At 66.8% G+C, this 24312-nt stretch carries 22 protein-coding genes; 10 read left to right on the top strand and 12 right to left on the bottom strand.

What is annotated here, in order from left to right:
• The first annotated feature begins 10 nt into the window (after window positions 1–10).
• Window positions 11–1600: a GMC family oxidoreductase gene (locus ACTJKQ_RS02035; protein ID WP_440595838.1), complete on the top strand. Its 1590-nt coding sequence runs from the start codon at window positions 11–13 to the stop codon at window positions 1598–1600.
• Window positions 1601–1787: 187 nt separating this feature from the next.
• Window positions 1788–2525 (top strand): hypothetical protein, encoded by a 738-nt coding sequence (locus ACTJKQ_RS02030; RefSeq protein ID WP_440595837.1) that lies wholly within the window; start codon window positions 1788–1790, stop codon window positions 2523–2525.
• Window positions 2526–2690: 165 nt separating this feature from the next.
• Here the strand turns inward: ACTJKQ_RS02030 and ACTJKQ_RS02025 are convergent, their stop codons facing one another.
• The 3 genes from ACTJKQ_RS02025 to ACTJKQ_RS02015 are packed head-to-tail and all read right to left on the bottom strand — an operon-like array spanning window position 2691 to window position 5394.
• On the bottom strand, window positions 2691–4043 hold the full coding sequence (locus ACTJKQ_RS02025; protein WP_440595836.1) for a GAF domain-containing protein: 1353 nt from the start codon (window positions 4041–4043) through the stop codon (window positions 2691–2693).
• Window positions 4040–4546 (bottom strand): hypothetical protein, encoded by a 507-nt coding sequence (locus ACTJKQ_RS02020; protein ID WP_440595835.1) that lies wholly within the window; start codon window positions 4544–4546, stop codon window positions 4040–4042. The genes ACTJKQ_RS02025 and ACTJKQ_RS02020 overlap by 4 nt, the downstream gene beginning before the upstream one ends.
• Window positions 4543–5394, bottom strand: a complete 852-nt coding sequence (locus ACTJKQ_RS02015) for an ABC transporter permease (protein WP_094289109.1) — start codon at window positions 5392–5394, stop codon at window positions 4543–4545. Before ACTJKQ_RS02015 ends, ACTJKQ_RS02020 begins: the two co-directional genes overlap by 4 nt.
• Window positions 5395–5484: 90 nt before the next feature.
• On the opposite strand from ACTJKQ_RS02015, the gene ACTJKQ_RS02010 reads away from it, so the two are divergent.
• The 6 genes from ACTJKQ_RS02010 to cynS all read left to right on the top strand — a co-directional run bounded on the left by ACTJKQ_RS02010 (window position 5485) and on the right by cynS (window position 11230).
• On the top strand, window positions 5485–6693 hold the full coding sequence (locus tag ACTJKQ_RS02010) for a sensor histidine kinase (protein ID WP_056059659.1): 1209 nt from the start codon (window positions 5485–5487) through the stop codon (window positions 6691–6693).
• A complete protein-coding gene (locus ACTJKQ_RS02005) occupies window positions 6690–7385 on the top strand; it encodes a response regulator (protein WP_108499166.1) in 696 nt (231 codons plus the stop codon). Before ACTJKQ_RS02010 ends, ACTJKQ_RS02005 begins: the two co-directional genes overlap by 4 nt.
• A 146-nt stretch (window positions 7386–7531) precedes the next feature.
• A complete protein-coding gene (locus ACTJKQ_RS02000; RefSeq protein WP_440595834.1) occupies window positions 7532–8938 on the top strand; it encodes a CmpA/NrtA family ABC transporter substrate-binding protein in 1407 nt (468 codons plus the stop codon).
• A gap of 1 nt (window position 8939) precedes the next feature.
• Window positions 8940–9809: a nitrate ABC transporter permease gene (gene ntrB / locus ACTJKQ_RS01995; RefSeq protein ID WP_099731375.1), complete on the top strand. Its 870-nt coding sequence runs from the start codon at window positions 8940–8942 to the stop codon at window positions 9807–9809.
• A complete protein-coding gene (locus ACTJKQ_RS01990) occupies window positions 9799–10674 on the top strand; it encodes an ABC transporter ATP-binding protein (protein ID WP_056745592.1) in 876 nt (291 codons plus the stop codon). Before ntrB ends, ACTJKQ_RS01990 begins: the two co-directional genes overlap by 11 nt.
• Window positions 10675–10786: 112 nt before the next feature.
• Window positions 10787–11230 carry a cyanase gene (gene cynS, locus ACTJKQ_RS01985; RefSeq protein ID WP_008905293.1) on the top strand — a complete coding sequence of 148 codons (444 nt, stop codon included), beginning with the start codon at window positions 10787–10789 and terminating at the stop codon, window positions 11228–11230.
• Window positions 11231–11416: 186 nt separating this feature from the next.
• Here cynS and ACTJKQ_RS01980 read toward each other — a convergent pair whose 3' ends face one another.
• The 8 genes from ACTJKQ_RS01980 to ACTJKQ_RS01945 form a co-directional block, all read right to left on the bottom strand.
• A complete protein-coding gene (locus ACTJKQ_RS01980) occupies window positions 11417–12187 on the bottom strand; it encodes an anti-sigma factor (RefSeq protein WP_440595833.1) in 771 nt (256 codons plus the stop codon).
• A complete protein-coding gene (locus ACTJKQ_RS01975) occupies window positions 12184–12750 on the bottom strand; it encodes a sigma-70 family RNA polymerase sigma factor (RefSeq protein ID WP_436074404.1) in 567 nt (188 codons plus the stop codon). Before ACTJKQ_RS01975 ends, ACTJKQ_RS01980 begins: the two co-directional genes overlap by 4 nt.
• 107 nt (window positions 12751–12857) lie before the next feature.
• Entirely contained in the window at window positions 12858–13436 is a 579-nt protein-coding gene (locus ACTJKQ_RS01970; protein WP_440595832.1) for a DUF3455 domain-containing protein, read from the bottom strand.
• Between the two features lie 167 nt (window positions 13437–13603).
• Window positions 13604–14905 carry an FAD-dependent oxidoreductase gene (locus ACTJKQ_RS01965; protein WP_440595831.1) on the bottom strand — a complete coding sequence of 434 codons (1302 nt, stop codon included), beginning with the start codon at window positions 14903–14905 and terminating at the stop codon, window positions 13604–13606.
• Entirely contained in the window at window positions 14902–16059 is a 1158-nt protein-coding gene (locus ACTJKQ_RS01960; RefSeq protein WP_108498302.1) for an acyl-CoA dehydrogenase family protein, read from the bottom strand. The genes ACTJKQ_RS01965 and ACTJKQ_RS01960 overlap by 4 nt, the downstream gene beginning before the upstream one ends.
• 43 nt (window positions 16060–16102) lie before the next feature.
• Complete coding sequence (locus ACTJKQ_RS01955) at window positions 16103–16672, bottom strand: OsmC family protein (protein WP_008905298.1); 570 nt, start codon at window positions 16670–16672, stop codon at window positions 16103–16105.
• A gap of 87 nt (window positions 16673–16759) precedes the next feature.
• Window positions 16760–17671: a sulfurtransferase gene (locus tag ACTJKQ_RS01950; protein WP_056745584.1), complete on the bottom strand. Its 912-nt coding sequence runs from the start codon at window positions 17669–17671 to the stop codon at window positions 16760–16762.
• 234 nt (window positions 17672–17905) lie between these two features.
• Window positions 17906–19540, bottom strand: a complete 1635-nt coding sequence (locus ACTJKQ_RS01945; protein WP_440595830.1) for a sigma-54 interaction domain-containing protein — start codon at window positions 19538–19540, stop codon at window positions 17906–17908.
• Between the two features lie 83 nt (window positions 19541–19623).
• Between ACTJKQ_RS01945 and purT the strand changes: the two genes are divergently transcribed.
• Together purT and ACTJKQ_RS01935 are read left to right on the top strand one after the other, a co-directional pair.
• Window positions 19624–20826, top strand: coding sequence for a formate-dependent phosphoribosylglycinamide formyltransferase (purT, locus tag ACTJKQ_RS01940; protein ID WP_440595829.1), 1203 nt, complete (start codon window positions 19624–19626; stop codon window positions 20824–20826).
• Between the two features lie 63 nt (window positions 20827–20889).
• Window positions 20890–23301 carry a putative bifunctional diguanylate cyclase/phosphodiesterase gene (locus tag ACTJKQ_RS01935; RefSeq protein WP_440595828.1) on the top strand — a complete coding sequence of 804 codons (2412 nt, stop codon included), beginning with the start codon at window positions 20890–20892 and terminating at the stop codon, window positions 23299–23301.
• On the opposite strand, the gene ACTJKQ_RS01930 is transcribed toward ACTJKQ_RS01935, so the two are convergent.
• On the bottom strand, window positions 23276–24211 hold the full coding sequence (locus tag ACTJKQ_RS01930) for an ATP-binding cassette domain-containing protein (RefSeq protein WP_440595827.1): 936 nt from the start codon (window positions 24209–24211) through the stop codon (window positions 23276–23278). The genes ACTJKQ_RS01935 and ACTJKQ_RS01930 overlap by 26 nt on opposite strands.
• Window positions 24212–24312: the final 101 nt, after the last annotated feature.

The raw sequence follows: 24312 nt of genomic DNA, 5'->3' as shown, positions 1-24312 counted from the left end.
GACACAAAACATGTTTGACTACATCGTGATCGGTGGCGGCTCGGCGGGCTCCGTGCTGGCCGGCCGTTTGACTGAGAACCCCTCCGTGCGCGTCTGCCTGCTGGAGGCCGGGCCTGCCGACAAGAGCGTGCTCATCCACTGCCCGGCTGGGCTGGCCGTGATGGCCAAGTTCGAACTGAACGGCTGGGGCTTCAACACCACGCCGCAAGCCGCGCTGAATAACCGGCGCGGCTACCAGCCACGCGGCAAGGTGCTGGGGGGCTCCAGCTCCATCAACGCCATGGTCTACATCCGGGGCCAGCACGCCGACTATGACCACTGGGCCGCGCAGGGCAACCCGGGCTGGGGCTGGGAGGATGTGAAGCCTTACTTCGTGCGTGCCGAGAACAACGAACGCGGCGCCAACGATTGGCACGGCCGGGGCGGGCCCTTCAACGTGGCAGACCTGCGTGCACCCAACCGGTTCAGCCAATATTTCACCGACGCAGGTGTACAGGCCGGGCACCCACACAACACCGACTTCAACGGCGCCACGCAGGAAGGCGTGGGCCTGTACCAGGTCACGCACAAGAACGGCGAGCGACACAGCGCTGCCAAGGGCTACCTTACGCCGCATCTGGCGCGGCCCAACCTGCAGGTCATCACCGGTGCGCATGCCACGCGCATCCTGTTCGAGGGCACACGCGCCGTGGGTGTGGAATACCGCCAGGGCGGTACGCTGCAACAGGTGCGTGCCGGACGCGAGGTGCTGCTGAGTGCAGGCGCGCTGCTGTCCCCGCAGCTGCTGATGCTGTCGGGCGTGGGGCCCGCCGCACACTTGCAGCAACACGGCATCCCGGTGCTGCACGACCTGCCGGGAGTGGGCCAGCACCTGCACGACCACCCCGACGTGGTGCAGGTGCTGGACGCACCCGAGCTCAAGGACCTGTTCGGCCTGTCACTGTCGGGCATGGCGCAGACGCTGCGGGGCATAGCCGAATGGCGCAAGCAGCGCACGGGCATGTTGACCACGAACTTTGCCGAGGCGGGGGGCTTCATCAAGAGCGACCCGTCCGAGCCCGCGCCCGACCTGCAGCTGCACTTTGTGATCGGCAAGCTGGTGGACCACGGGCGCAAGACCGTGTTCGGCCATGGTTACTCGGCCCACGTGTGCCTGCTGCAGCCCAAGAGCCGGGGCGCGGTCACGCTGGCCAGCCGCGACCCCATGGCCTTGCCTTTGGTGGACCCGAACTTCCTGGCCGATCCCGATGACATGGCGCGCATGGTGCGTGGCTTCAAACGCACGCGGGAGATCCTCATGCAACCGGCGCTCGCGAAGTTCGGCGCCAAGGAGCTGGCGGCCTCGGCCAGTGCGCGCAGCGATGCCGAGATCGAGCAGTTCATCCGCCAGTACGCCGACACCATCTACCACCCCGTGGGCACCTGCCGCATGGGGCCCGGGCCGCTGGATGTGGTGGATGCCGAACTGCGTGTGCATGGCCTCGCGGGCCTGCGTGTGGTGGACGCGTCCATCATGCCGCGCATTGTGAGCGGCAACACCAATGCGCCCACGGTGATGATTGCTGAAAAAGCGGTGGACCTGCTGCGCGCCGCGCCGTGAACGATTTCACGTTTGGCGTCCGGAACGCGATTTTTAAGGTTTTCAAAGGGTCTGTTTAAGGAGTTTTTAACAGGCAAAAGCGCGGCGAATTTCTAGACTTCTTTGCATGGAAACGGGTGCATGGTGCACCCGGCCCAGCGCCCAAAAAAGGCGCTGAAAGAGCCCACCGGGGCCATGAAAGAACGTGATGAAGATTGATGCCCGCGAAATTGCCGCACTGACACAAGCCCAGCCCGCCGCCCCCCGCATGGACATGTACGCCAGCATCCACAAGGCGCTGCGCGCCTTCATGGCCGACACGCTGCTGGGCCTGGGCCGCATGGATGTCGAGGATGACCTGGAGTTTGCCCACACCTGCGACCGCGTGATGCAGCTGCTGGACCTGTGCCGCGCCCACCTGCACCATGAGAACCAGTTCGTGCACGCCGCCATGGAGGCGCGCCAGCCCGGATCCAGCCAGAGCATTGCCGGTGAACATGTGGAGCACGAACAGGCCATCGCCGCTTTGGCGGACGGTGTAAACCACCTGATGGCCTGTGCCAAGCCCGCACGCCCCGCAGTCACCCAGGCCCTGTACCGCCAGCTGGCGCTGTTTGTGGCTCACAACTTCGAGCACATGCACGAGGAAGAGACTGCGCACAACCGCGTGCTCTGGCAGTGCTACACCGACGCGGAACTGGCGGGCGTGCATGATGCGCTGGTGGCCTCGATCCCGCCGCACGAAATGATGGTGGTGGCCCGCTGGATGGTGCCCTACATGTCACCGGCCGAGCGCACGGCCATGCTGTCGGACATGAAGCAACATGCGCCTGCCCCTGTGCTGGCAGCGGTGCTGGCGCAAGTGCAGCCGCACCTCACGCAGCCTGAGTGGTCCAAGCTGATGCGCAGCCTGGGCCTGCCGGTGGTGCCGGGTCTGGTGCACTGAGAAGGTGTGAATGAACCCGCCATGCCCGCTCATCCCGCCAAAACACACCCGTTCGTCGTTACAAATGCTCGCCATAGCCCGAGCTATGGCTGCGCTTTGTGTCTCGATCGGGCGCGTTTTGGCGGCCTGCTCGGGCACGCCGGATTCACATACATCTTCTGAGGCTCAAGCGTCTTCCAGCACCACCGGTCGCAGCACGCACAGCCGAAAGCGCCCGCGCCCCGTTTTTTCGATGTGGATGTGCGGGCAGTTCTCCTGCAGGCGGCGCTGCAGCAATAGCAGGCGGGCCTCCAGGTTATCGGCCACATCGGGCAGGCGCAGTGCGGGGTCCAGCCGCAGTTCGCGGTTGGTGAAGTCCACGCGCCCGGTGTGCTGGTGGTCGCGCAGCAGCTTCCAGACAATGGCGCCCGCCACCCCCTTGATCAAATAGTCGTCGTTGATGAACACGCTGTCGTTGGCCGCAAAGTGGCGCACCCTCAGCGCGCTGCCGCTCACGGGCGGTGCCGCCGTCGGAGTAGGCAGCGGCTCGGGCGCATCGGGCGCGGCCTGCAGCAGGTCGATGGCGGCGGCCAGCTGGCCCGCAATCGCCACCAGCAGGTCTTCGTCCTCGAAGTCAAAGCGCATGTCCTCGGGGCTCTCGGCAAACAGCACGCCCAGCAGGCGCCCGGCCGACAGCAGGGGCACCGCCACCTGGCTGTGCGGCTCTGGCAGGCCGGGGTAGGGGATGTCCAGCCCGCGCAGCGGGGGCGCATCGGGTGCGGCATGTGCGTCCATGCTTTCGCGGATGGCGTGGCTGTACAGGGCAGCGTGCGTCATGTGGCTGATGCGCACCGGCGTGCGCTCGCGCGCGGCCATGCCGATCACTCCCTGACCCAGCCGGATTTCTGAACCCACGCCCGACGTGGCATAGCCGCAGCTGGCCACCGTGTATAGCTGCTGGGCGCTGGCGTCCAGCATCAGCACCATGGCGTGCTGGATGCCCAGCTTGTCCTGCAGGCCCTGCAGCGCGCCTTGGAGCAATTCGTCCAATCCCGTGCAGCGCGCAATGCTTTCGCTGCACAGGCGCAGCGTGTGCAGCAAGCCAGAACGTGGCGCGGGTGCCGGCAGGCCTTCGCCCGCCACCGATTCGATGCGCTCCACAGCGTAGATGTCGGCCCCTTTGAGTTCAAACACCTCGGCCATGCCCGCATGCGACGCAATGCCCGCCAGCTGCGCGCGCATGCTCTCGAACACCGGCCCGCTGTCCTCGGTGCGTTCGTACAGCAGGTGCAGGCGGTAGAAATGGGCAGTGACTGGGTCCAGCACCAACACCGACGCGCGCGGGTTGCGCAGGATGTTCTGGCGGGTCTTGTTGAAGAACTGGAACGACAGCGCCACATGCGCCGCATCCACATAGACCACCTGCGAGATGTAGGCCACGTTGGGTGTGCCGTCAGGGTCGCAGGTCGCCATGATGGCGGGAATCGCCCCCTCCAGACAGGGGCGGATGCTGTGCAGGGACGGCGCTGCGGTGCTCATGGCTGTGAAACGGTTGGCGTGGGTGGCGCACACAACTCCGCGCCTGCGCGCGGACCCGGCGTCTGGTCGAACGCACTGGTGGGTGTGAAGCTCACGGCCACCACATCTTGCAGCGGCGCCGCCAGCATGGCGGCCACATACTGCGGCCCGTAGCCGACCCGGCCCACCTCCTGCACCATGGACTGCAGGTAGGCCTGCAACACCGGCAGGTCGCCATCAGTGGCCGGGCGCTGCGTGGCCCGGCGGGCTTTGAGCTGCAGCGTCTGGTGGGTGGACGGCACGCTGAACACCACGGCAATCTCGCCGGTGTGCGCAATGTCCTGCAGCAACTGTTCGGACTGACTGCGCCGCAGGTACACCGTGACCTCCTGCCCATCACCGCTGATATGGCTGCCCACGGCCCGCATGATGCTGGGGCGCAGGGCCGCATCGCGTGACGCCACGATGGCCGACACGCCCTTGGCCACCATGGCGATATGGCTGGGGCCGAGCAGGGCGGTCATGCCTTGAAGCGCTTGCGGGTCAGGGCCAGGGCCACCCAGAAGGCCACCACGGTGGTCACCACCAGCACCAGGCCGTGGCGCAGGGGGTGGGCAGGCCACTGGTCCATGAACAGCGGGCGCACCAGCTCGACCGCGTTGGTCAGCGGCAGCCAGTCGGAGATGGTGCGCACGATGGGAGGCAGCTGCTCGCGCGGGAAGAACACACCCGAGAGAAACATCATGGGCGTGAGCACCAGCGTGAAGTAGTAGGTAAAAAAGTCATACCCCTTGGCCAGCGCATTGAAGATGAGCGCGATGCTGGAGAACATCACCCCCACGAACAGCAGCACCGGCCAGGCCACCAGCAGCTTGGGGCTGTGGCTGATGGAGAGGGCCAGCATGACGCCCAGGATGGCGGTGACGGTGAATAGCGCCTTGAACGCCGCCCACAGCATTTCGGCCAGCACCACGTCGTCCAGGCTGACCGGCGCGTTCATGATGCCGTCCCAGGTCTTTTGCACATGCATGCGCGAGAAGGCCGAGTACAGCGCCTCGAAGCTGGCCGCGTTCATGGCGCTCATGCAGATGGAGCCGCTGGCCAGGAACAGGATGTAGGGCACCTTGGTGTCGCCCGCCGCGCCGCCCACGTTCACCTGCCCCACCAGGGCCCCCATGCCGTAGCCAAAGGCCACCAGCCACATCAGCGGCTCGGCAATGTTGCCCACCAGGCTGGGGATGGCCAGCTTGCGCCAGACCAGCAGGTTGCGCATGAACACGGGCCACCAGCGCACGGACAGGCTGGGCGGGCGCCATACCGACGGCGGGGGCGGGGCCACAGTGGCCACAGAGGGCGGGTGAGCGGTTTGCATCCGCTTATTGTGCGATGTTGGCGGGCGGGCGCACAGTCCCCGATGTGTTCCTGGTCGCTACCTGGGCACGGCCATTGCTTGGGTGCCCCTATGTCCACCCACGTCCTGAACCTGCCCGCCGGTGCCAGTGCCCTCTGGCAGAACCGCCTGGGGCTGCTGCTGGAGTCCACGGGCGAGGGGGTGTTTGGCATTGATCTGGCGGGCAACTGCGTGTTTATCAACCGGGCGGGCGCGCAGATGCTGGGCTTTGCCGCCGATGAGGTGATGGGGCGCAACATGCACGCGCTCACCCACCACAGCCACCCCGACGGCAGCCCGTATGCGGACGGCGACTGCCCCATCTTCAATGCGTTCCGCCAGGGCTTGCCCTGCCGGGTGGACACCGAGGTGTTCTGGCGCCGCGATGGCTCGGCGTTTGCCGTGGAGTATTCGAGCCACCCCATTTTGGAAGGCGATCAGGTGCAGGGTGCCGTGATCGCTTTTGTGGACATTACCAGCCGCAAGCGTGCCGCCGATGAGCTGCAGCGCGCGCACGATGAGCTGGCCCGCGCCAACGACGAGCTGGAGCGCCGAGTGGCAGCACGCACACAAGAGCTGTCGCAGGCGCTGGCGCAGCTGCGCGAGCTGTCCGCCTACTCGGAGCAGGTGCGCGAAGACGAACGCACCCGCATCGCCCGCGAAGTGCACGACGAGCTGGGCAGCCTGCTGGTGGCGCTGAAGATGGATGTCAACTGGCTGCACAAGCGCCTGGGCGAGCAGGGCGAGCGCACGCCCGAGGCGGCGGGCGACATGCGCACCCAGATGCGCTGCAAGTGCCAGAACATGAGCCGCCTGATCGAAAACGCCGTGGACAACGTGGGCCGCATCATCACCGACCTGCGCCCCAGCATCCTGGACCACCAGGGCCTGTGGGCGGCGCTGGAGTGGCAGGCACAGGAGTTCGTGCAGTCGGCCGAACTGGAGCTGGCGTGGCAGATGGAGGTGCCTGCCACCCTGCACTTGCCCGAGCCTGCAGCCATCGCTGTGTTCCGCATCTTCCAGGAGATGCTGAGCAATGTGGGCCGCCACGCGCAGGCCAGCGCCATCGACATTGCCATCGACGTGCAGGACGAGATGCTGCAACTGCGCGTGCGCGACAACGGCGTGGGCGCCACCCGCCAGGCCCTGGAGGCGCCCACCGCCTATGGCGTGATGGGCATGCGCGAGCGGGCACGGCAGCTTGGGGGCCGGTTGAGCATCACCAGCGAGCCGGGGCAGGGCTCGTGCCTGCAATTGCTGATTCCTCTGGAGCTGTCATGAATTCCGTGGTTCGAGTGTTGATCGGTGATGACCACCGCATCGTGCGGGAGGGGCTCAAGCAGGTGCTGGGCGACCCGGCCAATGGCCTGCCCGAGATCACTGTGGTCGCCGAGGCCACCCAGGGCAGCGAGGTGCTGGAGCTGGTTGCCGCCCTGCAAGGGCCCACGGGAACACCGGGGCTGGACTTGGTGCTGCTGGACATCGCCATGCCGGGCATGGACGGCCTCGAAGTGTTGCAGGCGCTGCGCAAGGCCTGGCCTGCGTTGCCGGTGCTGATGCTCAGCACCTACCCCGAGCGGCAATACGCGGTGCGCTGCATCCAGATGGGCGCGGCGGGCTACCTGCACAAAAGCGCCGATCCCGACGACATGGTGGCCGCTGTGCGCAAGGTGGCCGCTGGCGGGCGCTACCTGACGGAGGCGACCGCGCAAGCCCTGGCAGGTGCACTAGAGCGCACCGGGGTGGTGCGTACCGCCCAGCAGGGCACGCCCGCCGGGGTGGACGCGCTCTCCTATCGGGAGCACCAGGTGTTCCGCCTGCTCACTGCCGGGCAGAGCGTGAGCGAAATTGGTGCGCAGCTCAAGCTCGCGCCCAACACGGTGAGCACCTACCGCGCCCGCATCCTCGAAAAGACCGGCGCGCGCAACGATGTGGAGCTTGCGCTGCTGGCGCGTGGCGCACCGGCAGAGTGAATTCGGTGCGTTGCACGACCGATTTGTAGTGCTGGCCCTACACGCTGTAGACACCACACCCACGAATTCATGACAGCGGGCCGACACCGGCAAAAACTGGCCCGCGCTTTGCGTAACGCCTGGCACCAACTTCTTCGAGGTGTGCCATGTCCGAATTCTTCTCGCCCTACGATGCCGACCGCCCGTTGATGCTGAAATGCAGCTGTGGCCGCGACCACACGGTGGCCGACCACCACGCCGAGGTGTCGGCCGATTCCGCCGCAGCCACCCTGCGCCAGCGCAGCGAGACCCGTGAGTTCGAGCTCTACAGCAACGAGTTCATCGAAGCCACGCTGGTCAAGGCGCTGTTTCCGCAAGACGCGGTGCGCCGCCGCTTCATCAAGGCGGTGGGCAAGGGCACGGCCATGGCGGCCATCGCGAGCGTGTTGCCTGTGGCCAGCATGCAGGCCATGGCGCAAGAGAAGCAGGGCGCACTGGAGAAGACCAACCTCAAGATCGGCTTCATCCCTATCACCTGCGCCACCCCGCTGATCATGGCCCACCCGCTGGGCTTCTACAGCAAGCAGGGCCTGAGCGTCGAAGTCACCAAGACGGCCGGCTGGGCACTGATCCGCGACAAGATGATCAACAAGGAGTACGACGCCACGCACTTCCTGAGCCCCATGCCGCTGGCGATCTCCATGGGCCTGGGCTCCAACGCCACGCCGATGAACGTGGCCACCATCCAGAACGTGAACGGCCAGGCCATCACGCTCAGCCTCAAGCACAAGGACAACCGCGATCCCAAGAACTGGAAGGGCTTCAAGTTCGCGATCCCCTTCGAGTACAGCATGCACAACTTCCTGCTGCGCTACTACCTGGCCGAGGCGGGTTTGAACCCCGACACCGACGTGCAACTGCGCGTGGTGCCACCCGCCGAGATGGTGGCCAATCTGCGCGCGGGCAATATCGACGGCTTCCTCGGCCCCGATCCTTTCAACCAGCGCGCCGTGTTCGAGGAAGTCGGCTTCATCCACCTGCTCACCAAGGACCTGTGGAACGGCCACCCCTGCTGCGCCTTCGGCACCAGCACCGAGTTCATCCAGAAGAACCCCAACACCTTTGCCGCGCTGTACCGCGCGGTGCTCACCTCGGCCGCGATGGCGCGCGACCCGGCCAACCGGGAGCTCATCGCCAAGGTGATTGCGCCCCAGGCCTACCTGAACCAGCCCGAGGCAGTGCTCAACCAGGTGCTCACTGGAAAGTTCGCAGACGGCCTGGGCAAGATCCAGAACGTCCCCGACCGCGCGGACTTCGACCCCATGCCGTGGCAGAGCATGGCCGTGTGGATGCTCACGCAGATGCAGCGCTGGGGCTACATCAAGGGCGATGTGGACTACAAGCAGATTGCCGAAAAGGTGTTCCTCATCACCGACGCGAAAAAGCAGATGAAGGCGCTGGACCAGAAGGTGCCCGAAGGCGCGTACCCCAAGTTCAAGATCATGGGGCGCGAATTCGATGCCGCCAAGGCGAGCGAGTACGCAAAGAGCTTCCCCATCCGCAAGGCGGCATGACATGACTCCCGCCAAGAACCTCAACCTGCGCGCGGGCCTGTTGTCCGTGCTCATCTTCCTGGCCCTGCTGGGGATCTGGTACATCGCCACCGCTTCTTCGGGCGCGGGCAACAGCACGGCCGGCATGACCGCCGAGCAGATCGAGTACGCCAAGATGATGGGCAAGGACCCAGGCGCCAGCGCCAAGGGCAGCGGCTTCCCCTCACTGGCAGAGATGGGCCGTACCGTGTGGGGGCACGTGTCCAACCCGTTCTATGACAACGGCCCCAACGACAAGGGCATCGCCATCCAGCTCGCGCATTCGCTGGGCCGGGTCGCGCTAGGGTTCGGCCTGGCCTGCTTGGTGGCGATACCGCTCGGTTTCGTCATCGGCATGTCGCCGCTGCTGCGCCGTGCGTTCGACCCGTTCATTCAGGTGCTCAAGCCCATCAGCCCGCTGGCGTGGATGCCGCTCGCTCTCTACACCATCAAGGACTCATCGATCTCGGGCATCTTCGTGATCTTCATCTGCTCGGTGTGGCCCATGCTGGTGAACACGGCGTTTGGCGTGGCATCGGTCAAGCGCGAGTGGCTCAACGTGTCGGCCACGCTGCAGGTCAACCCGCTGCGCAAGGCCTTCCTGGTGATCTTGCCCGCCGCAGCGCCCACCATCCTCACGGGCATGCGCATCAGCATGGGCATCGCCTGGCTGGTGATCGTGGCGGCCGAGATGCTGGTGGGCGGCACGGGGATTGGCTACTTCGTGTGGAACGAGTGGAACAACCTGTCGCTCACCAACGTGATCTTTGCCATCCTGGTGATTGGCGTGGTGGGCATGTTGCTAGACCTGGCGTTCGGCCAGCTGCAGAAGGTGGTGACCTATGTGGAGTGATGTCGCCCAGCGCCCGGCTGTTCCAGCCCCTCTTGCCACTGACGCCCCGCAACGAAAGGCCTCTGCCGTGACCCAAGGCTTCCTCCAGATCGACCGGCTGAGCAAGGCCTTTGTGCCCGCCAAGCCCGTGTTTGCCGATGTGTCGTTCACGCTCGACAAGGGCGAGTTCGTCTGCATCATCGGCCACTCGGGCTGCGGCAAGACCACCATCCTGAACGTGCTGGCGGGGCTCGACACCGCCACCTCGGGCACCGTCATCATGGACGGGCGCGAAGTGGCCGGCCCCAGTCTGGACCGGGGCGTGGTGTTCCAGAGCCACGCGCTCATGCCCTGGCTCACGGTGCGCCAGAACATCGCGTTCGCCGTGAAGTCGCGCTGGCCCGACTGGAAGAAGAGCCAGGTGGATGCGCATGTGGAGAAGTTCGTGGCGCTGGTGGGCCTGAGCCCTGCCATTGACAAGAAGCCGTCGCAACTCTCAGGCGGTATGAAGCAGCGCGTGGGCATTGCGCGTGCGTTCTCCATCCAGCCCAAGATGCTGCTGCTGGATGAACCCTTCGGCGCACTCGATGCGCTCACGCGCGGCACCATCCAGGACGAATTGATGGCCATCGTGCGCCAGACGCAGCAGACGGTGTTCATGATCACGCACGATGTGGACGAAGCCATCTTGCTGGCCGACCGCATCCTGCTCATGAGCAACGGCAACGAGACTCCCGAGGGCTACCGCCCCGGCGGCATCGCCGAGGTGGTGGTGAACCCGCTGCCACGCGAACGCACGCGCACCAGCCTGCACCACCTGGACGGCTACTACGCGCTGCGCAACCACATCGTGGACTTTCTCGTCACCCGAGCCAAAGCCCACTGATTTCCTGAATAACCCAGCACTGTCGTGTTGCCCCTTGGGGTGGCAGGGAGTGCTGCACCCTGAAGTTTCTGTTCCCTGTTCCAAAACACATCCAACCGAAGGAGCCATCACCATGAACCGCAACGACGTTACCGAAAAGATCATCAGCACCAAGGTCGCCAAGGGCCTGCAATGGGAGGCCATTGCCAAGAAGGTCGGCCAGTCCAAGGAATGGACCACGGCCCTGTGCCTGGGCCAGATGACCGCCACGCCCGAGCAGGCCAAGATCGTCGGCAAGATCTTCGGCCTCACCGCCGAGGAGCAGAAGTGGCTGCAGGTGGTGCCCTACAAGGGCTCGCTGCCCACGCCCGTGCCCACCGATCCGCTGATCTACCGCTGGTACGAGGTGGTGAGTGTGTACGGCACCACCATCAAGGAGCTGATCCACGAGGAGTTTGGCGATGGCATCATGAGCGCCATCGACTTCAGCATGGACATCCAGCGCGAAGCCAATCCCAATGGCGACCGCGTGAATGTGGTCCTGTCCGGCAAGTTCCTGCCGTATAAACAGTACTAACCCCCTGAGTCGCTTCGCGCCTTCCCCCTTTCTCTCGAATTGCTGCGCAATTCGGGAAGAGGGACACCGCCAGCGAAGCGCCGCCTGTGCGGCTTGGCGGCCCTTGCGCGGCGGTCGCAGGTATAGGCCGTGCTCGTTATGCCGGCGTGGGTCTAGGCATTGCACCGAGTGGGGTAACCAAGACGGTCAGAGCACCTTGACCGCCCGGCCGATGAACTGGATGGGCCCCGTGGGCTTGCCAATCGGCGAGCCCGTGGGCGGTTCCAGCGTCAGCTCGAACAACTGGTTGGGCTGTAGCGGCGGCAGCTTGTCCAGCGGGATCTGCAGGGGCTGACCGGGCTGCACCAGGCCCAGCGATACGGGGCCGCTCCAGCCGTCGGCCTTGGTCCAGAACTCCAGGGCCTTGTCGGCCGGTACTTCGGCCATACCCAGCGGAATCAGGCTGATCTGCCGGGGCGAGCTGGCCTGCACCACCCAGCCCGGAGCCTTGTCCTGCGGCGCGACCAGCACCACCATGAACTGTGGCGGCGCGGCCACTGGGGCGGTGCGGGTGACGAGCACTGCCGCGAGCACCGCTGCCATGGCAAAGCCCGAGCCGGCGAGGGCACGCCACAGGCCCAGGTGGTCCCACCAGCGCACGGATGGCTTGCGCTCGGTTTTTGCGCGGGGTTGGGCGGCAACGGGTGTCGCAGCCGGCTGTGCGCTGGTGGCCTGCAGCGACTGGTCGATGCGCGCCCACAAGGCAGCGGGCGGCGCGATGGGCTCCGCCAGCTGGGTCAGCGGCAGCAGGCGTGCTTCCCATTCGGCCACCGCCTGTTGCAATGCCTTGTCACCTGGCAGGCGTTGCTGCACGCCCTGGCGCTCGGCAGCGGGCAGGGTGCCCAGCACGTACTCGCCGGCCAGCACGCTCAGGTCTTCCGGCAAGGGGGTGGCTGGTGTGTTGCGCACGTCGGTCATGCCATGCACTCCCGCAGCGAAACCAGGCTGCGCCGGATCCACGCCTTGACGGTGCCCAGCGGCGCGCCGAGGCGCTCGGCAATTTCGCCGTGCGAGCAGCCGTCCACATAGGCGTGCAACACGCAGTTGCGGCGCGCGGGGTCCAGGGCCTCCAGGCAATGCTGCAGGCGGCCCAGGCTGGCGTTCAGCGCAAAGGTTTCCTCGACCTCGTGGTGGGCCTGCACAGACATGTCGGCCTCCAGGGCTTGGGTGGTGGTGTCGTCCACATCAACGTGGCGGCCCGCGTCGCGCACGGCGTTCAGGGCCAGGTTGCGCACCACGCTGTAGATCCAGCCGCGTGCGCTGCCCCGTCTCGCGTCGTAGCTGGTGGCGCGCGTCCAGATGTTCACGCACGCATCGTGCACGATGTCCTCGGCCAACGCGCGCTGGCGCACGATGCGCAGCGCCACGCCCAGCAGCCGTGCGCCCTCCTGTTCATATAGGCGGTGCATGGCCTGCCGGTCGCCGGCTGCGCAGGCGGCCAGAGCGGCTTCGTAGTCAAAATCGCCAGGGGTGTCGGGCACGGTGTGCAGGCAGCGGGGCCTTGGCTAAAGGGTGGGCGCATCGTAGCCGCAAACCCGCCACCGCCTGGCGGTAGCCCCCGCTGGGCAGGGGATTGCGTGTGCGTGGTTTACGCGGCCTTCCAGAAGATGTAGTCGGCCTGGTACTTCACGATCTGGCGCTCGCCCTTGTTGGCGGTGGTGCAGGCAGCAGCGGGTGCCACGCCGCCCTTGAGGGCCACACGCTGGATGAAGGTCACGCCGGTCATGGCGCCCGAACCCATGGCGGGGTTGGCCTTGACGAGCTGGTAGGGCAGGTTGCCCGTGCCCGATGGCGCCACGGCCAGCTGGGTGGCCGTGAGCTTGGAGCCGTCGTTCGACTCCCAGGTAGCGGGCGGGCCGTAGTAGGTGCCCACTTGTTTGCCGCTGCGGTCATTCAGCACGGCCTTGGGGCCCACGAACACCCATTCGGTCTGGCCGGGCATGTTGGCCTTGTCGCGGCATTCGTAGGTGATCTCGCCCACGCCCACGGTTTCCATCGCCACCTTGTTGCCAGCCGGCACCTTGATGCTGTCGGGCAGGCTGTCCTGCGAATACATGGATTTGGAGGACGACGACATCATCGAACCGCAGGCGCTCAGCAGCACGGCGGCGGCAATGGCGCCCGTCAGGGGGAGCAGGCGGGAGATGGGGGACGTGTGGATGGTCATGGCGTTTCTCTCTGGTCTGTAGGTTGATAGGACAGCAGCGACAAGATGCGCTGCTGTAGGTACTACCCACGAAAACGCCGTTTGGATGCAGTGGATGCCAAAAATTTTTTGCCGGTGCCAGCCCGGGCAAGATTGCCGCCCGGGCCCGAGGCTGCCTCAATGCAGGGTCAGTGGCCGGGTGGTGGTCTTGACCCGCACCACGGCCGCCCGGTGCTCATAGGGGGCCACCGGTTGACCCAGGATGGCGGCCGCCAGCGTGCGCGCCTGCCGGGCAATCGGTTCGATGTAGCGGCTGCACTGCCCGTCGACGCTGATGCAATCGCCCAGTGCATGGATGCGGGATACGCTGGTCTGCAGCGTGCCTGCGTCCACCGCGATGCCGTGGGCCCAATCAAGCCCTGCACTCTGCGCCAGGCGGTGGGGTGGNCCACCACCACTTCGTCGGCGGCAAATCGCCGCCCGCAGGTGGTGGTGACGCGGTAGCGCGAACCCACGCGCTCCACATTCGCAACCTGCAGGCTGCCTTCAAAGCGGATGGACAGATCCCTCCAGGCGTCCAGCAGCTGCGGGCCCGCCTGCTGTTCTTGCCAGCGCGCCAGCGGCTCGGCGGCCGTGTCCAGCAGCGTGATGCGGTGGCCGCCCAGTGCCAGGTCGTTGGCCAGCTCGCTGCCGATCAGGCCCGCGCCGATGATGAGCACGTCCTTGGGCTGCTCGCCCAGGTGCTGGCGCAGGCGCTGGTAGGCGTCCAGGTGGTTGATGCGCCAGCACAGGCTGGCGGGCAAGCCCGGCGGCAAGGCGGCCTGCGCACCGTGGGCCAGCACCAGGTGGCCGTAGCGCAGCACGCCCCGCGTGGTGCGCAATTGGCGGGTGTCGGCGCAGATGCGCACGGCATGGGTGTGGGCCAGCAGGGTGACGCCCAGGCGGTGCGCCGCATCGCGACCGGTTTCGGACACCAGGGCCAGCGGGTCCAGCTGGCGCGCCATGGCCACCGACAGCAAAGGCTTGTCGTACCGGTCGCCAGCGCAGGCCGTCACCAGGGTGATGGGCAGCGTGGCGCTGTGTTGGCGCAGGGTTTCGGCCAGTTGCCAGCCTGCACGGCCCGCGCCGACGATGACCACGCCCGGCTCGCCACGCACGCGCAGGGAGGCGGCTGGCGCTGCGCTGGCCTGCGCCCGCAGCGCCTCCAGCGTGGGGGCCTCATATGGAGAAAAATCGGCCTTGGTCACTCCACACAGCGGGCAGGCCCAGTCGTCGGGTATGTCCGCCAGCCGCGTGCCCGGCGGCAGGCCGCCATCGGGGTCGCCGTCGGCCTCGTGGTAGACGTAGCCGCAGGCGTTGCAGATGTAGCTCTGCCAGGGCGCCTGGGCGGCCGCGTCGGCAAACGCATCGCACAGCGCCTGCGATGCCGCGCTCAACACGAACTCGGAGGTAACCGATGGCGTGGTGGCGGTGGGGAGGGCGCGCGTCATGCAGGCATCTCCTCGGTGCTGAGCCGGGCGATCTCCTTGCGCAGGTGCTTGATGGCGGGCGTGACGATGGCCACAAAGTGCGACTCGCGCACGCGCCGCTGCACGTCCGAGCTCATCAGGTAGCCGCGCGCGCCCTGGTGCATCAGGGCCGACTGGGCGGCGCGCAGGCACAGCTCCGCGCCATGGGCACGGGCGTCCAGCACATCGATGAAGAAGTCGGTGCTTGTGTCGAACGGCGTCTGGGCCAGTTGCATGACGCGTGCGGTCAGTGCATCCAGTTCGGCCTGCAGGGCGTCGGGCCGGTCTTCCAGGAACTGGTTGACGTGGCCCAGTTGGGCCTCCACCGCCCACATCGAGTCGATGGCGCCCTGGGTGATGCCCACCGCCATGCCACATTGCAGCATCACGAACGCAGCGCGGATGCGGGCGATGAAAGGCCGGGTAGGGTCGGCCATGGTGTCGGCCGTGCCGATGAAATGGTCCTTGAGCCGCAGTGCATAGGTGCCCGTGCCCTCCATGGCGGAGAAGCTGGGGCATTCGCGCATCTCCACGCCCGGTGCGTCGCAGCGCAGCAGGAACATCACCTCGCGCTGGCTGGCCGCACCGTCGGCCTCCACCACCGCCGCAATCGCGCCGCAGTAGTGGTCGGGCCCCAGGTTGCTCACCCAGGGCAGGGTGCCGTTGACGAGGTAGCCGCCCTCCACCGGCGTGGCCTTGAGCAGCAGGCTTTCGATCTGCGCGTAGCTCTTCATGGGGTTGGACAGCGCCGTGCCGCCCATGCCTGCGCCGCTGGCGTGGCGCTGCAGCACATCGCCCATCAGCGTGGGGTTGCCCGACTGCTGCAGGTACAGCCCACACACCGCCTGGCACCACATCATGAAGCCGGTAGCGCCGCACACGCGCGAGGCCTCGGCCATGGCGCGGATGGCCAGGCCGTAGTCGGCCGGGCCCGCCGTGCTGTCCAGGTGCGCGCTCATCGCGCCCACGGCGGCCAGCTGCTGCAGCTCCGCGCAGGGGTAGTAGCCGGTGCGGTCAATCGCCTCCACCTGCGCGGCCAGCGGGCCCTGCGCAATCTGGCGCACGGCGGCCAGCAGCGCATCGCCCCGCAGGGCGCCGTCCAGGTGGAGTTGGGGAGGGAGGTCGGCGGGGTTCATGGGGCTCCTTGGGTGCGCAGGGCGGGCTCAGTGGCGGGGCTGTTTAGTCCGCGAGGCTGATCTCGAACGGAATGGGGTTGCGCATGCTGTTGGCCACGGGCGAGTAGAAGTTGGCGTGCTGCACGATCTCGTCCAGCACCTCGCGCGGTGCATCGCCTTCCACCAGCACCTTCACGCGGATCGCCTGAAAGCCCATCTCCGGCGGCGTCTTCTGCAACGCACCACCCGCACCCCAGGCGGCGGGGTTGCCGATGTCGCCTTCCATGAACACCTCGATCTTGCTGAGCTTGACCTGCTTCCAGGTGGCCACGGCCGTGATGCCCACGGCCAGGCAGCCGCCCAGGCCCGACAGCACGATCTCGCCGGGCGCAGGCGCCGTGTCCTGGCCGAACAGGTGCAGGGGCTCGTCCACCACCACCGGCGCATGGTTGCCCACATAGCTCAGCGAGCGGTACTGCCCCTCCATCACCGTATGGACCTTGTTGGTGCCCCGGCTGGCAGGGTTGTTGCGGCCCTTGTCGGCAAAGGCCATCAGCCCGTCGCGGTCGATGGGGCGCAGGTGTGTGTGCACGGTGGTGACGGGGGCAGAGGGTTCCAGCAGATCGGTGGACATGGTGTTCCTTGGAGAAAGAGAAGGGAATGCAAAAAAAGAAGGACAGGGTTCGCAGCGGGCCATGCCCGCTGCAACAACGCACGGGGCTCAGGCCGCCAGTGCCAGCGCAGGCTTTTTGGGGAACTTGACCAGCGGCAGCCCGCTTTCGATCGGCAACTTGTCGTCACGCGACCATTCGTTCCACGAGCCGAAGTACATGCGCACATCGGCAAAGCCCGCCTGCTTGAGCGCCAGGAAGGTGTTGGACGCGCGTGCGCCCTTGAAGCAATACAGGTACACCGTGTCCGCCGGGCTGATGCCCGCCGTGGCGCATTCGGCGCGCACTTCGTCGGGCGACTTGAACACCGGACCCTGGGGCGAGGGCTTCATGAAGCGGTACCACTCCAGCCACTTGGCGCCCGGCAGGCGGCCTTTGCGCGGCGCGAAGTCCTTGCCATAAGGGCTGGAGCTGTCGCCAATCCACTCGTCCACATCGCGCACGTCCAGCAGCACGGTGTCGGTGCCCAGGGCTTCGATCACATCTTCCTTGGTCAGCATCACGTCGGTGGTGGCCAGCTGGGTGGGGAAGATGGCGGGCGTGGGCACCACGGCCTCGGTGGAGACGGGCAGCTCTGCCGCCTTCCAGGCCGAGTAGCCGCCATTCAATACCTTGACCTTGGGGTAGCCCAGCCAGGTCAGCAGGTAGTAGCCCCGGCACGACTGGCCGTAGCCGCTGTTGAGCGCATCTTCATAGAACACGGCCGTCTCGGCGCCCGACAGGCCGATGGCGCCCAGGTGCGCGGCAAAGGTGTCTTTCAGCTCCTGCAGGCCTTGGGGCGTGGAGGTGGCCAGGTACGTGAAGGTTTCGCGCAGGTTCACCGCGCCGGGGATGTGCCCCAGGGCATAGGTGTCGGCGTCGCGGGTGTCGATCAGCACCACAGGTTCTGCGGCTTGCAGGGCCAACAGCTGGGTGGGTGAGATGAGGACGGCGTCGGAGGCGGTGGCGGTCACGGTGCTCATGGAAAACCTTTCGGTGCGGTGGTGGGCGGGATGCCTGCCTTCCTTATCGCAACAGGTGTGCCAGAGCGGGTGGAGATAGGGAAATATGAATAAAAATGGCTGGAAGCGCTAGTGAAATATGCGCTGGCAGCTATTGATTTGATAGTTAGTGGGGTGTGGCCATGTGTCGGCAGCCAGGGTGAAGCAGACCGCGCCAGACACTGTGTCTACAAATTGTCGACACAGTGTCCGTCGTCACTTCAGACCCGCCTTGCGCAGCCGGTAGCTGAACTGCCGCAGCGTCAGCCCCAGGCTCTGCGCCGCGCGCGACTGGTTGCCGTGGTGCTCGGCCAGTGCTGTCTGCAGCGCCACCACGCTGTGAGACTGGGCCGGCGCGTAGTCACGCACCAGCGGCGCCGGGGCAATGGCTGGGCGTTCTGCTGCCGCGATGGCTGCAGGAGGCTGTGGTGCGGGAGGCGAAGGCAAAGGCGCGGACGCAGCCGGCAGAAACCGGTCCAGCTCCGCCCGCGCCACCAGCGTGTCATTGGTCAGCAGCACCAGGCGCTCGATCACATTGCCCAGCTCGCGGATATTGCCGGGCCAGGGGTGTTCTTCCAGCCGCGCCAGCGCGTCGGGCGAGAGGTTCACGTTGCGCTGGTGCGCCTGATTGGCGCGGCTCACAAAGTGCAGCGCCAGCGCGCGGATGTCCTCGCGCCGCTCGGCCAGCGAGGGCAGATGGATCGGAATCACATGCAGGCGGTAGTACAGGTCCTGCCGAAAGCGCCCGGCCTCCACATCGGCCGCAAGGTCGCGGTGGGTGGCCGCCACCAGGCGCACGTTGACCTTGACCTCGCGCTGCCCGCCCAGGCGCACCAGCGTGCCCTCCTGCAGTGTACGCAGCAGCTTGGACTGCAGGGCCAGCGGCAGCTCGCCAATCTCGTCCAGAAAGATCGTGCCGCTGTCGGCCTGCTCGAACCAGCCCGCGCGGGCTGTGCTGGCTCCGGTGAACGCGCCTTTCTCGTAGCCAAACAGTTCAGATTCGAACAGCGCGTCCGGAATGGCCGAGCAGTTGACCTTGATGAAGGGCCGGTCGCGCCGCCCGCTGGCCAGGTGCACGGCGCGTGCGAACAGCTCCTTGCCCGTGCCCGACTGGCCCAGCAGCAGCACGGTGGCCTGGGTTTGCGACACACGTTCCAGCTCGCTCAGGGCCTGCAGCAGTGGCGGCGAGCTGCCAATGAGCCCGTAGCGCGCGCTTTTGGTATTGAGCGCATTGGCCAGCACGGCGTTGCGCGCCTCCAGCTGCCGCGTCTGCTCGGCCACCAGGGCTTCCAGCTGCAGCAGCTGCCCCACCAGCGTGGCCAACACGCGCAGCACCGCCAGGTCGTCGTTCAGGTGGCGCTGGCGGCTGCGGATGCGGTGGCAGGCCAGCACGCCGATGGGTGCGTTGTTGACTTCGATGGGCAGGGCGATGAAGGCCACCGTCTCGGGCGGCAGCTGGCTGCGTGCCACCGCGCGGGCCAGGAACAGCGGTTCGGCATCGATGTCCTGCACGATGGCGGGCTGCCCCGTGGCCAACACCCGGCCGGTGATGCCCTCGCCCCAGGCGTAGCGCCCGCGCCGTACCTCGGCCTGCGTGAGGCCGTAGGCGTGCTGGATGGAGGCGGTGTGCGACGCGCCGGCCGGGGCGGTGGGCGCTTCGTCCACCAGCACGATGCGACCCCGGTTCAGGCCCAGCAGCTCGCTCATCAGGTGCAGCATCTCGCGCAGCACCAGGCCGGGCGCCAGGCTGCGGCCGATGAGGCGCATCACCTCACGCATCAGCAGCAGCTCTTGTGCGTGCCAGTCGGTGGGGGCGCCCTGGGAGGCGCGAGCGGAGGGCGTTGGGGGCATGGCGGGTGCATTGCAAGTTCTGCGCCCGGTTGCATTAAAGTTGGCCGCATTCCTCCTTTAGTCCCTGCCGAAAGAAAAATCACATGACCACCCTCGGAACTCCCCTGTCCCCCCACGCCACCAAAGTCATGCTGCTGGGCTCGGGCGAGCTGGGCAAGGAAGTGCTGATTGCGCTGCAGCGTCTCGGGGTCGAGACCATCGCCGTCGACCGCTACGACAACGCGCCCGGCCAGCAGGTGGCCCACCACGCGCGCACCATCACCATGAGCGACCCGGCCCAGCTCAAGGCGCTGATCGAAGCCGAGCGCCCGCACCTAGTGGTGCCCGAGATCGAAGCCATCGCCACCCCCATGCTCGAAGAGCTGGAAGCCGCAGGCACCGTGCGCGTGATCCCCACCGCCCGCGCCGCGCGCTTGACCATGGACCGCGAAGGCATCCGCGTGCTGGCTGCTGAGACGCTGGGCCTGCCCACCAGCCCCTACAAGTTCTGCAATTCGCTGGAAGAGTTGCAGGCGGCCATTGATGCCGGTATCGGTTACCCCTGCATCGTCAAGCCTGTGATGAGCAGCTCCGGCAAGGGCCAGAGCAAGATCGACGGCCCGGCCGACGTGCAAAAGGCCTGGGACTACGCCATGGCCGGCGGCCGTGTGAGCCACGGCCGCGTGATCGTCGAGGGCTTCATCGACTTTGACTATGAGATCACGCAGCTCACCGTGCGCGCCGTGGGAGTCGATGGCCAGATCGACACCCACTTCTGCGACCCCATCGGGCACGTGCAGGTCAGCGGTGACTACGTGGAAAGCTGGCAGCCGCACCCTATGCACCCCGCTGCGCTCGAAAAGTCGCGCCAGATCGCCAAGGCGGTCACCGACAACCTGGGCGGCCAGGGATTGTTTGGCGTGGAGCTGTTCGTCAAGGGCCAGGAGGTCTGGTTCAGCGAAGTGAGCCCCCGCCCGCACGACACGGGCCTGGTCACGCTGTGCACCCAGCACCAGAGCGAGTTTGAGCTGCACGCCCGCGCCATCCTGGGCCTGCCGGTGGACACGAGTCTGCGCAACCCCGGCGCCAGTGCCGTCATCTACGGCGGCGTGGAAGCCAAGGGCATCGTGTTCGATGGCGTGCAAGAAGCGCTGCGCGTGCCGGGTACCGACCTGCGTCTGTTCGGCAAGCCCGAGAGTTTTGTGAAGCGCCGCATGGGCGTGGCGCTGGCGCGGGCTGAGAATGTGGACACGGCGCGCGCGAACGCCAAGCTGGCGGCGAGCAAGGTCAGGCCCCGCGTGGCCTGATAGCTTGCGGCCGCAGTTGCGGCGGGCCGGTGCGACGACGGCGCTTCTGAAGGAGAAACCCCTGTGAGCCTGAGTGCGCGGATCCTGTGGCTGGTGCTGGCAGCCTCTTTGTTGCCTGTGCCGGCCCTGGTGTGGCTGCTGCTGGAGTTTCGGGTGACCACCACCGGACAGGCGCGCGACCGGCTGGTGGCCCGGGCAGGCATCATTGCCAGCAACCTGGACGACAAGATCGCTGGTACCGGGCAGCTCTTGTTTGGCCTTGGGCGCGTCCCCCTGCTGGCAGCGGGCGACAAGGCGGCCTGCTCTGATTTCCTGGCAGATGTCCTCAAGGAACATCCTCAGTACACCGGCATCCTCACCATCCAGCCCGATGGCTCCTTGTTCTGTGATTCGCTGCGCAGTGGCCGTTCGCTGGACCTCCGGGACCGCAGTTACTTTCAGCGTGCGCTGACGGCCTCCGGGCCGGTGCTGGAAGCGGTCATAGGCCGCCTGACGGGCAAAGGAGTGCTGCAGGTGGCCTACCCGGTGCGCGATGCGGGAGGCGCGTTGCGCTTCATCCTGCTGGCCTCGCTCGACATGCAGGACTACGGGCAGGCCACGGTGCATGCACAGCGCTATGAGCGTATGCATCTGCAGGTATGGAATGCCGACGGTTCGGTGGTCATGGACTTCCGCCGGCCGGAGGTGGCGCCGCTGACCCTGGGGGACGCCGAACGCACTTTCATGTTGCAAGCGGTCGAAGGGCATGCCGTGATGGAGGGGGCCGATGGCGTGCGTCGCGTCTGGGTGCGCGCCCAGTTGCCGCGCGCACAGGGCTCGGATCTGCGTCTGGCCCTGGCCGTGCCCGAGGACGACCTGCGTGGCCCGGTGGAGCGCCAGTTCCGGAGCGCACTGCTGGGGGTGCTGGCACTGGCGGTCATCGTGTTCGTTGCTGCTTTTCTGTTGGTGGAATTTGCGGTGCGCCGCCATGCCATGCGCGCCATCCGCGCCATTGGCCGCATGGATGCTGGCAACTACGCCGAACCCATTGGCACACCCTATCCCCCGGGAGAGCTGGGGCAGGTGGCCCGGGCACTGGACCGGATGGCGGAGTCCCTGCTGCGCCAGCAGCAGTCCATCGCGCAACACACGGAGACGCTGGAGCGCCAGGCGCGGCGAGACCCGCTGACCGACTTGGCCAACCGCTACAGCCTCACAGAGCGGCTGGACGCGGCGTTGGACCGGGCGCGGGAGCAGGGCCACTGCGTGGCCGTTCTGGCCATGGACCTGGACCGGTTCAAAGGGGTGAACGACAGCCTGGGCCATGCCCGGGGTGATGCCTTGCTCAAGGAGGTGGCGCTCCGGTTGCAGGGTTGTGTACGTCCCGGCGATGTGGTGGCCCGGCCGGGAGGGGATGAGTTTGTGGTGGTGCTGCCCGACCTGCCGGACCCAGCCGTGGTGGAGCCCATGGCGCGGCGCATTGTGCGGGCGCTGACCCTGCCTGTGGAGACCGGCACGTCCAGCTGGTTGCTGGGCACCAGCCTGGGCATTGCGGTCTTCCCGCAGGATGGGGACTCCGGGGATCTCCTGCTGCGCAATGCGGATGTGGCCATGTACGACGCCAAGGACCTGGGTGGGAACCGGCTGGCTTTCTTCAGCCCGCATATGACGGAGGTGTTGACGGAGCGCCTGCGGGTGGAGGCGGGCCTGCGCCATGCCATCGAGCACGACGGGCTGCGCCTGCACTACCAGCCCATCATGGATGCGCGGACGGGGCGCGTGTCGTCGGTGGAGGCGCTGGTGCGGTGGGCGGACCCGGAGCGAGGGCTGGTGTCTCCGCTGCAGTTCATCGGTATTGCGGAAGAAACGGGGCTGATCGTGCCCCTGGGCGAATGGGTGCTGAACGAGGCCTGCGCGCAGGCACGCCGGTGGCTGGATGCCGGTTGGGGGGAGATCCCGGTGGCGGTGAATCTCTCGGCCCGTCAGTTCCAGGAGCCCGAGCTGGACCAGGTGGTGGCCCGCGCCTTGCAAAGCACCGGGTGCCCACCCCGGTTGCTGCAATTGGAGATCACTGAAAGCTCGATCATGGAGCCCGTGGAGGAGGCCCTACAGACCATGCAGCGCCTCACCGCTCTGGGCGTGCAGCTGGCCATCGACGACTTCGGCACCGGTTATTCGTCACTCAGCCAGCTCAAGCGGTTTCCGGTGCGCAAGCTCAAGATCGACCGCTCTTTCGTCAACGACCTGGGGAGCAATGACCGGGGCGAAGCACTGGTGGACGCCATCGTGGCCCTGGCGCAAAAGCTGGGCCTGCGCACGGTGGCCGAGGGCGTGGAAACCGACTACCAGGCCCAGTGGCTGGCCCGGCTGGGCTGCGACGAACTGCAGGGTTACCTCTTTTCCCAGCCTTGCGCGCCCCAAGACCTTGAAAACTGGTGGCAGGGCCGGGTGGCAGGCACTCCCGCCGGCCTCACTCCCGGATCTGCCGCCCCGTGAGCTTGAGGAACAGGTCTTCCAGATTGGCCGGCCGGTGCAGCGTGCGCAGGTGGCCGTGTGCGGCCAAGGCCTGCAGCAGCGGCTGGGCGTTCTGGGTGTAGAAAAACACGGTCTCGCCGCTGATTTCCACGCGGGCGGCCAGGGCGCGCAGCGCGGCGTCTTCGGCCATCTGGACGGCCCCCACGCCGAATACCTCCACCACATCCGGCTCCAGGTGCTGGGCGATCAGCTCGCGCGGGCGGCCTTCCGCAATCTTGCGGCCGTGGTCCAGCACCAGCAGGCGCGAGCACAGGCGCTCGGCCTCGTCCATGAAGTGGGTGGTCAGCAGGATCGACTTGCCTTGCTGCAGCAGCAGTTGCAGGCGTTCCCACATCAGGTGGCGGGCTTGCGGGTCCAGGCCGGTGGTGGGCTCGTCCAGCAGCAGCAGGCGCGGGTTGTTGACCAGCGCGCGCGCCAGCGACAGGCGCCGCTTCATGCCGCCCGACAGCTCGCCCGGCTTGGCGTCGGCCTTGTGGGTGAGGGCGGCAAACTCCAGCAACTGGGGCACACGCTCGTCCATCACCGGGCCCTTCAGGCCGAAGTAGCGGCCGAACACGCGCAGATTCTCGGCGCAGGTGAAGTCTGGGTCGAGGGTGTCGAACTGCGTGACCACACCCAGCTGCGCCTTGATGGCCAGCGCATCGCGGGGCATCAGCAGCGGGGCCGTGCCGGGCTGGGGCGTGAAGTGCACTTCGCCCCCGTCTGGCGACGCCAGGCCCAGGCACATGCGGATGGTGGTGGTCTTGCCCGCGCCGTTGGGGCCGATGACCCCCAGGCATTCGCCGGGAGCAATGGCGAAGGACACGTCGTCCACCACCGTGGTCTCGCCATAACGTTTGCGCAGGTGCAGGGCTTCAAAAAGTGCGGTCATGGAGGGATTGTGTGCGACGAGTGCGTCCGTGGTGCTTGGGGGCGGATTTTTGCCAGAATCTACCGCAGGCGCCAGTGGGTATTACGCCTGATGCTATCAAA

The sequence above is a fragment of the Acidovorax sp. 22279 genome (genome assembly GCF_052045435.1).
GTDB classification, from domain to species: Bacteria; Pseudomonadota; Gammaproteobacteria; order Burkholderiales; family Burkholderiaceae_C; genus Acidovorax; species Acidovorax delafieldii.
The sequence above is the reverse complement of the archived record's forward strand: the minus strand, read 5'-3'. Positions and strand labels throughout refer to the sequence as shown.

Bases quoted from the DNA above. Each gene is read 5' to 3' on its own strand.
- ACTJKQ_RS02035 (WP_440595838.1), top strand. From the start codon at position 11: ATGTTTGACTACATCGTGATCGGTGGCGGCTCGGCGGGCTCCGTGCTG.
- ACTJKQ_RS02030 (WP_440595837.1), top strand. From the start codon at position 1,788: ATGAAGATTGATGCCCGCGAAATTGCCGCACTGACACAAGCCCAGCCC.
- ACTJKQ_RS02025 (WP_440595836.1), bottom strand. From the start codon at position 4,043: ATGAGCACCGCAGCGCCGTCCCTGCACAGCATCCGCCCCTGTCTGGAG.
- ACTJKQ_RS02020 (WP_440595835.1), bottom strand. From the start codon at position 4,546: ATGACCGCCCTGCTCGGCCCCAGCCATATCGCCATGGTGGCCAAGGGC.
- ACTJKQ_RS02015 (WP_094289109.1), bottom strand. From the start codon at position 5,394: ATGCAAACCGCTCACCCGCCCTCTGTGGCCACTGTGGCCCCGCCCCCG.
- ACTJKQ_RS02010 (WP_056059659.1), top strand. From the start codon at position 5,485: ATGTCCACCCACGTCCTGAACCTGCCCGCCGGTGCCAGTGCCCTCTGG.
- ACTJKQ_RS02005 (WP_108499166.1), top strand. From the start codon at position 6,690: ATGAATTCCGTGGTTCGAGTGTTGATCGGTGATGACCACCGCATCGTG.
- ACTJKQ_RS02000 (WP_440595834.1), top strand. From the start codon at position 7,532: ATGTCCGAATTCTTCTCGCCCTACGATGCCGACCGCCCGTTGATGCTG.
- ntrB (WP_099731375.1), top strand. From the start codon at position 8,940: ATGACTCCCGCCAAGAACCTCAACCTGCGCGCGGGCCTGTTGTCCGTG.
- ACTJKQ_RS01990 (WP_056745592.1), top strand. From the start codon at position 9,799: ATGTGGAGTGATGTCGCCCAGCGCCCGGCTGTTCCAGCCCCTCTTGCC.
- cynS (WP_008905293.1), top strand. From the start codon at position 10,787: ATGAACCGCAACGACGTTACCGAAAAGATCATCAGCACCAAGGTCGCC.
- ACTJKQ_RS01980 (WP_440595833.1), bottom strand. From the start codon at position 12,187: ATGACCGACGTGCGCAACACACCAGCCACCCCCTTGCCGGAAGACCTG.
- ACTJKQ_RS01970 (WP_440595832.1), bottom strand. From the start codon at position 13,436: ATGACCATCCACACGTCCCCCATCTCCCGCCTGCTCCCCCTGACGGGC.
- ACTJKQ_RS01960 (WP_108498302.1), bottom strand. From the start codon at position 16,059: ATGAACCCCGCCGACCTCCCTCCCCAACTCCACCTGGACGGCGCCCTG.
- ACTJKQ_RS01955 (WP_008905298.1), bottom strand. From the start codon at position 16,672: ATGTCCACCGATCTGCTGGAACCCTCTGCCCCCGTCACCACCGTGCAC.
- ACTJKQ_RS01950 (WP_056745584.1), bottom strand. From the start codon at position 17,671: ATGAGCACCGTGACCGCCACCGCCTCCGACGCCGTCCTCATCTCACCC.
- ACTJKQ_RS01945 (WP_440595830.1), bottom strand. From the start codon at position 19,540: ATGCCCCCAACGCCCTCCGCTCGCGCCTCCCAGGGCGCCCCCACCGAC.
- purT (WP_440595829.1), top strand. From the start codon at position 19,624: ATGACCACCCTCGGAACTCCCCTGTCCCCCCACGCCACCAAAGTCATG.
- ACTJKQ_RS01930 (WP_440595827.1), bottom strand. From the start codon at position 24,211: ATGACCGCACTTTTTGAAGCCCTGCACCTGCGCAAACGTTATGGCGAG.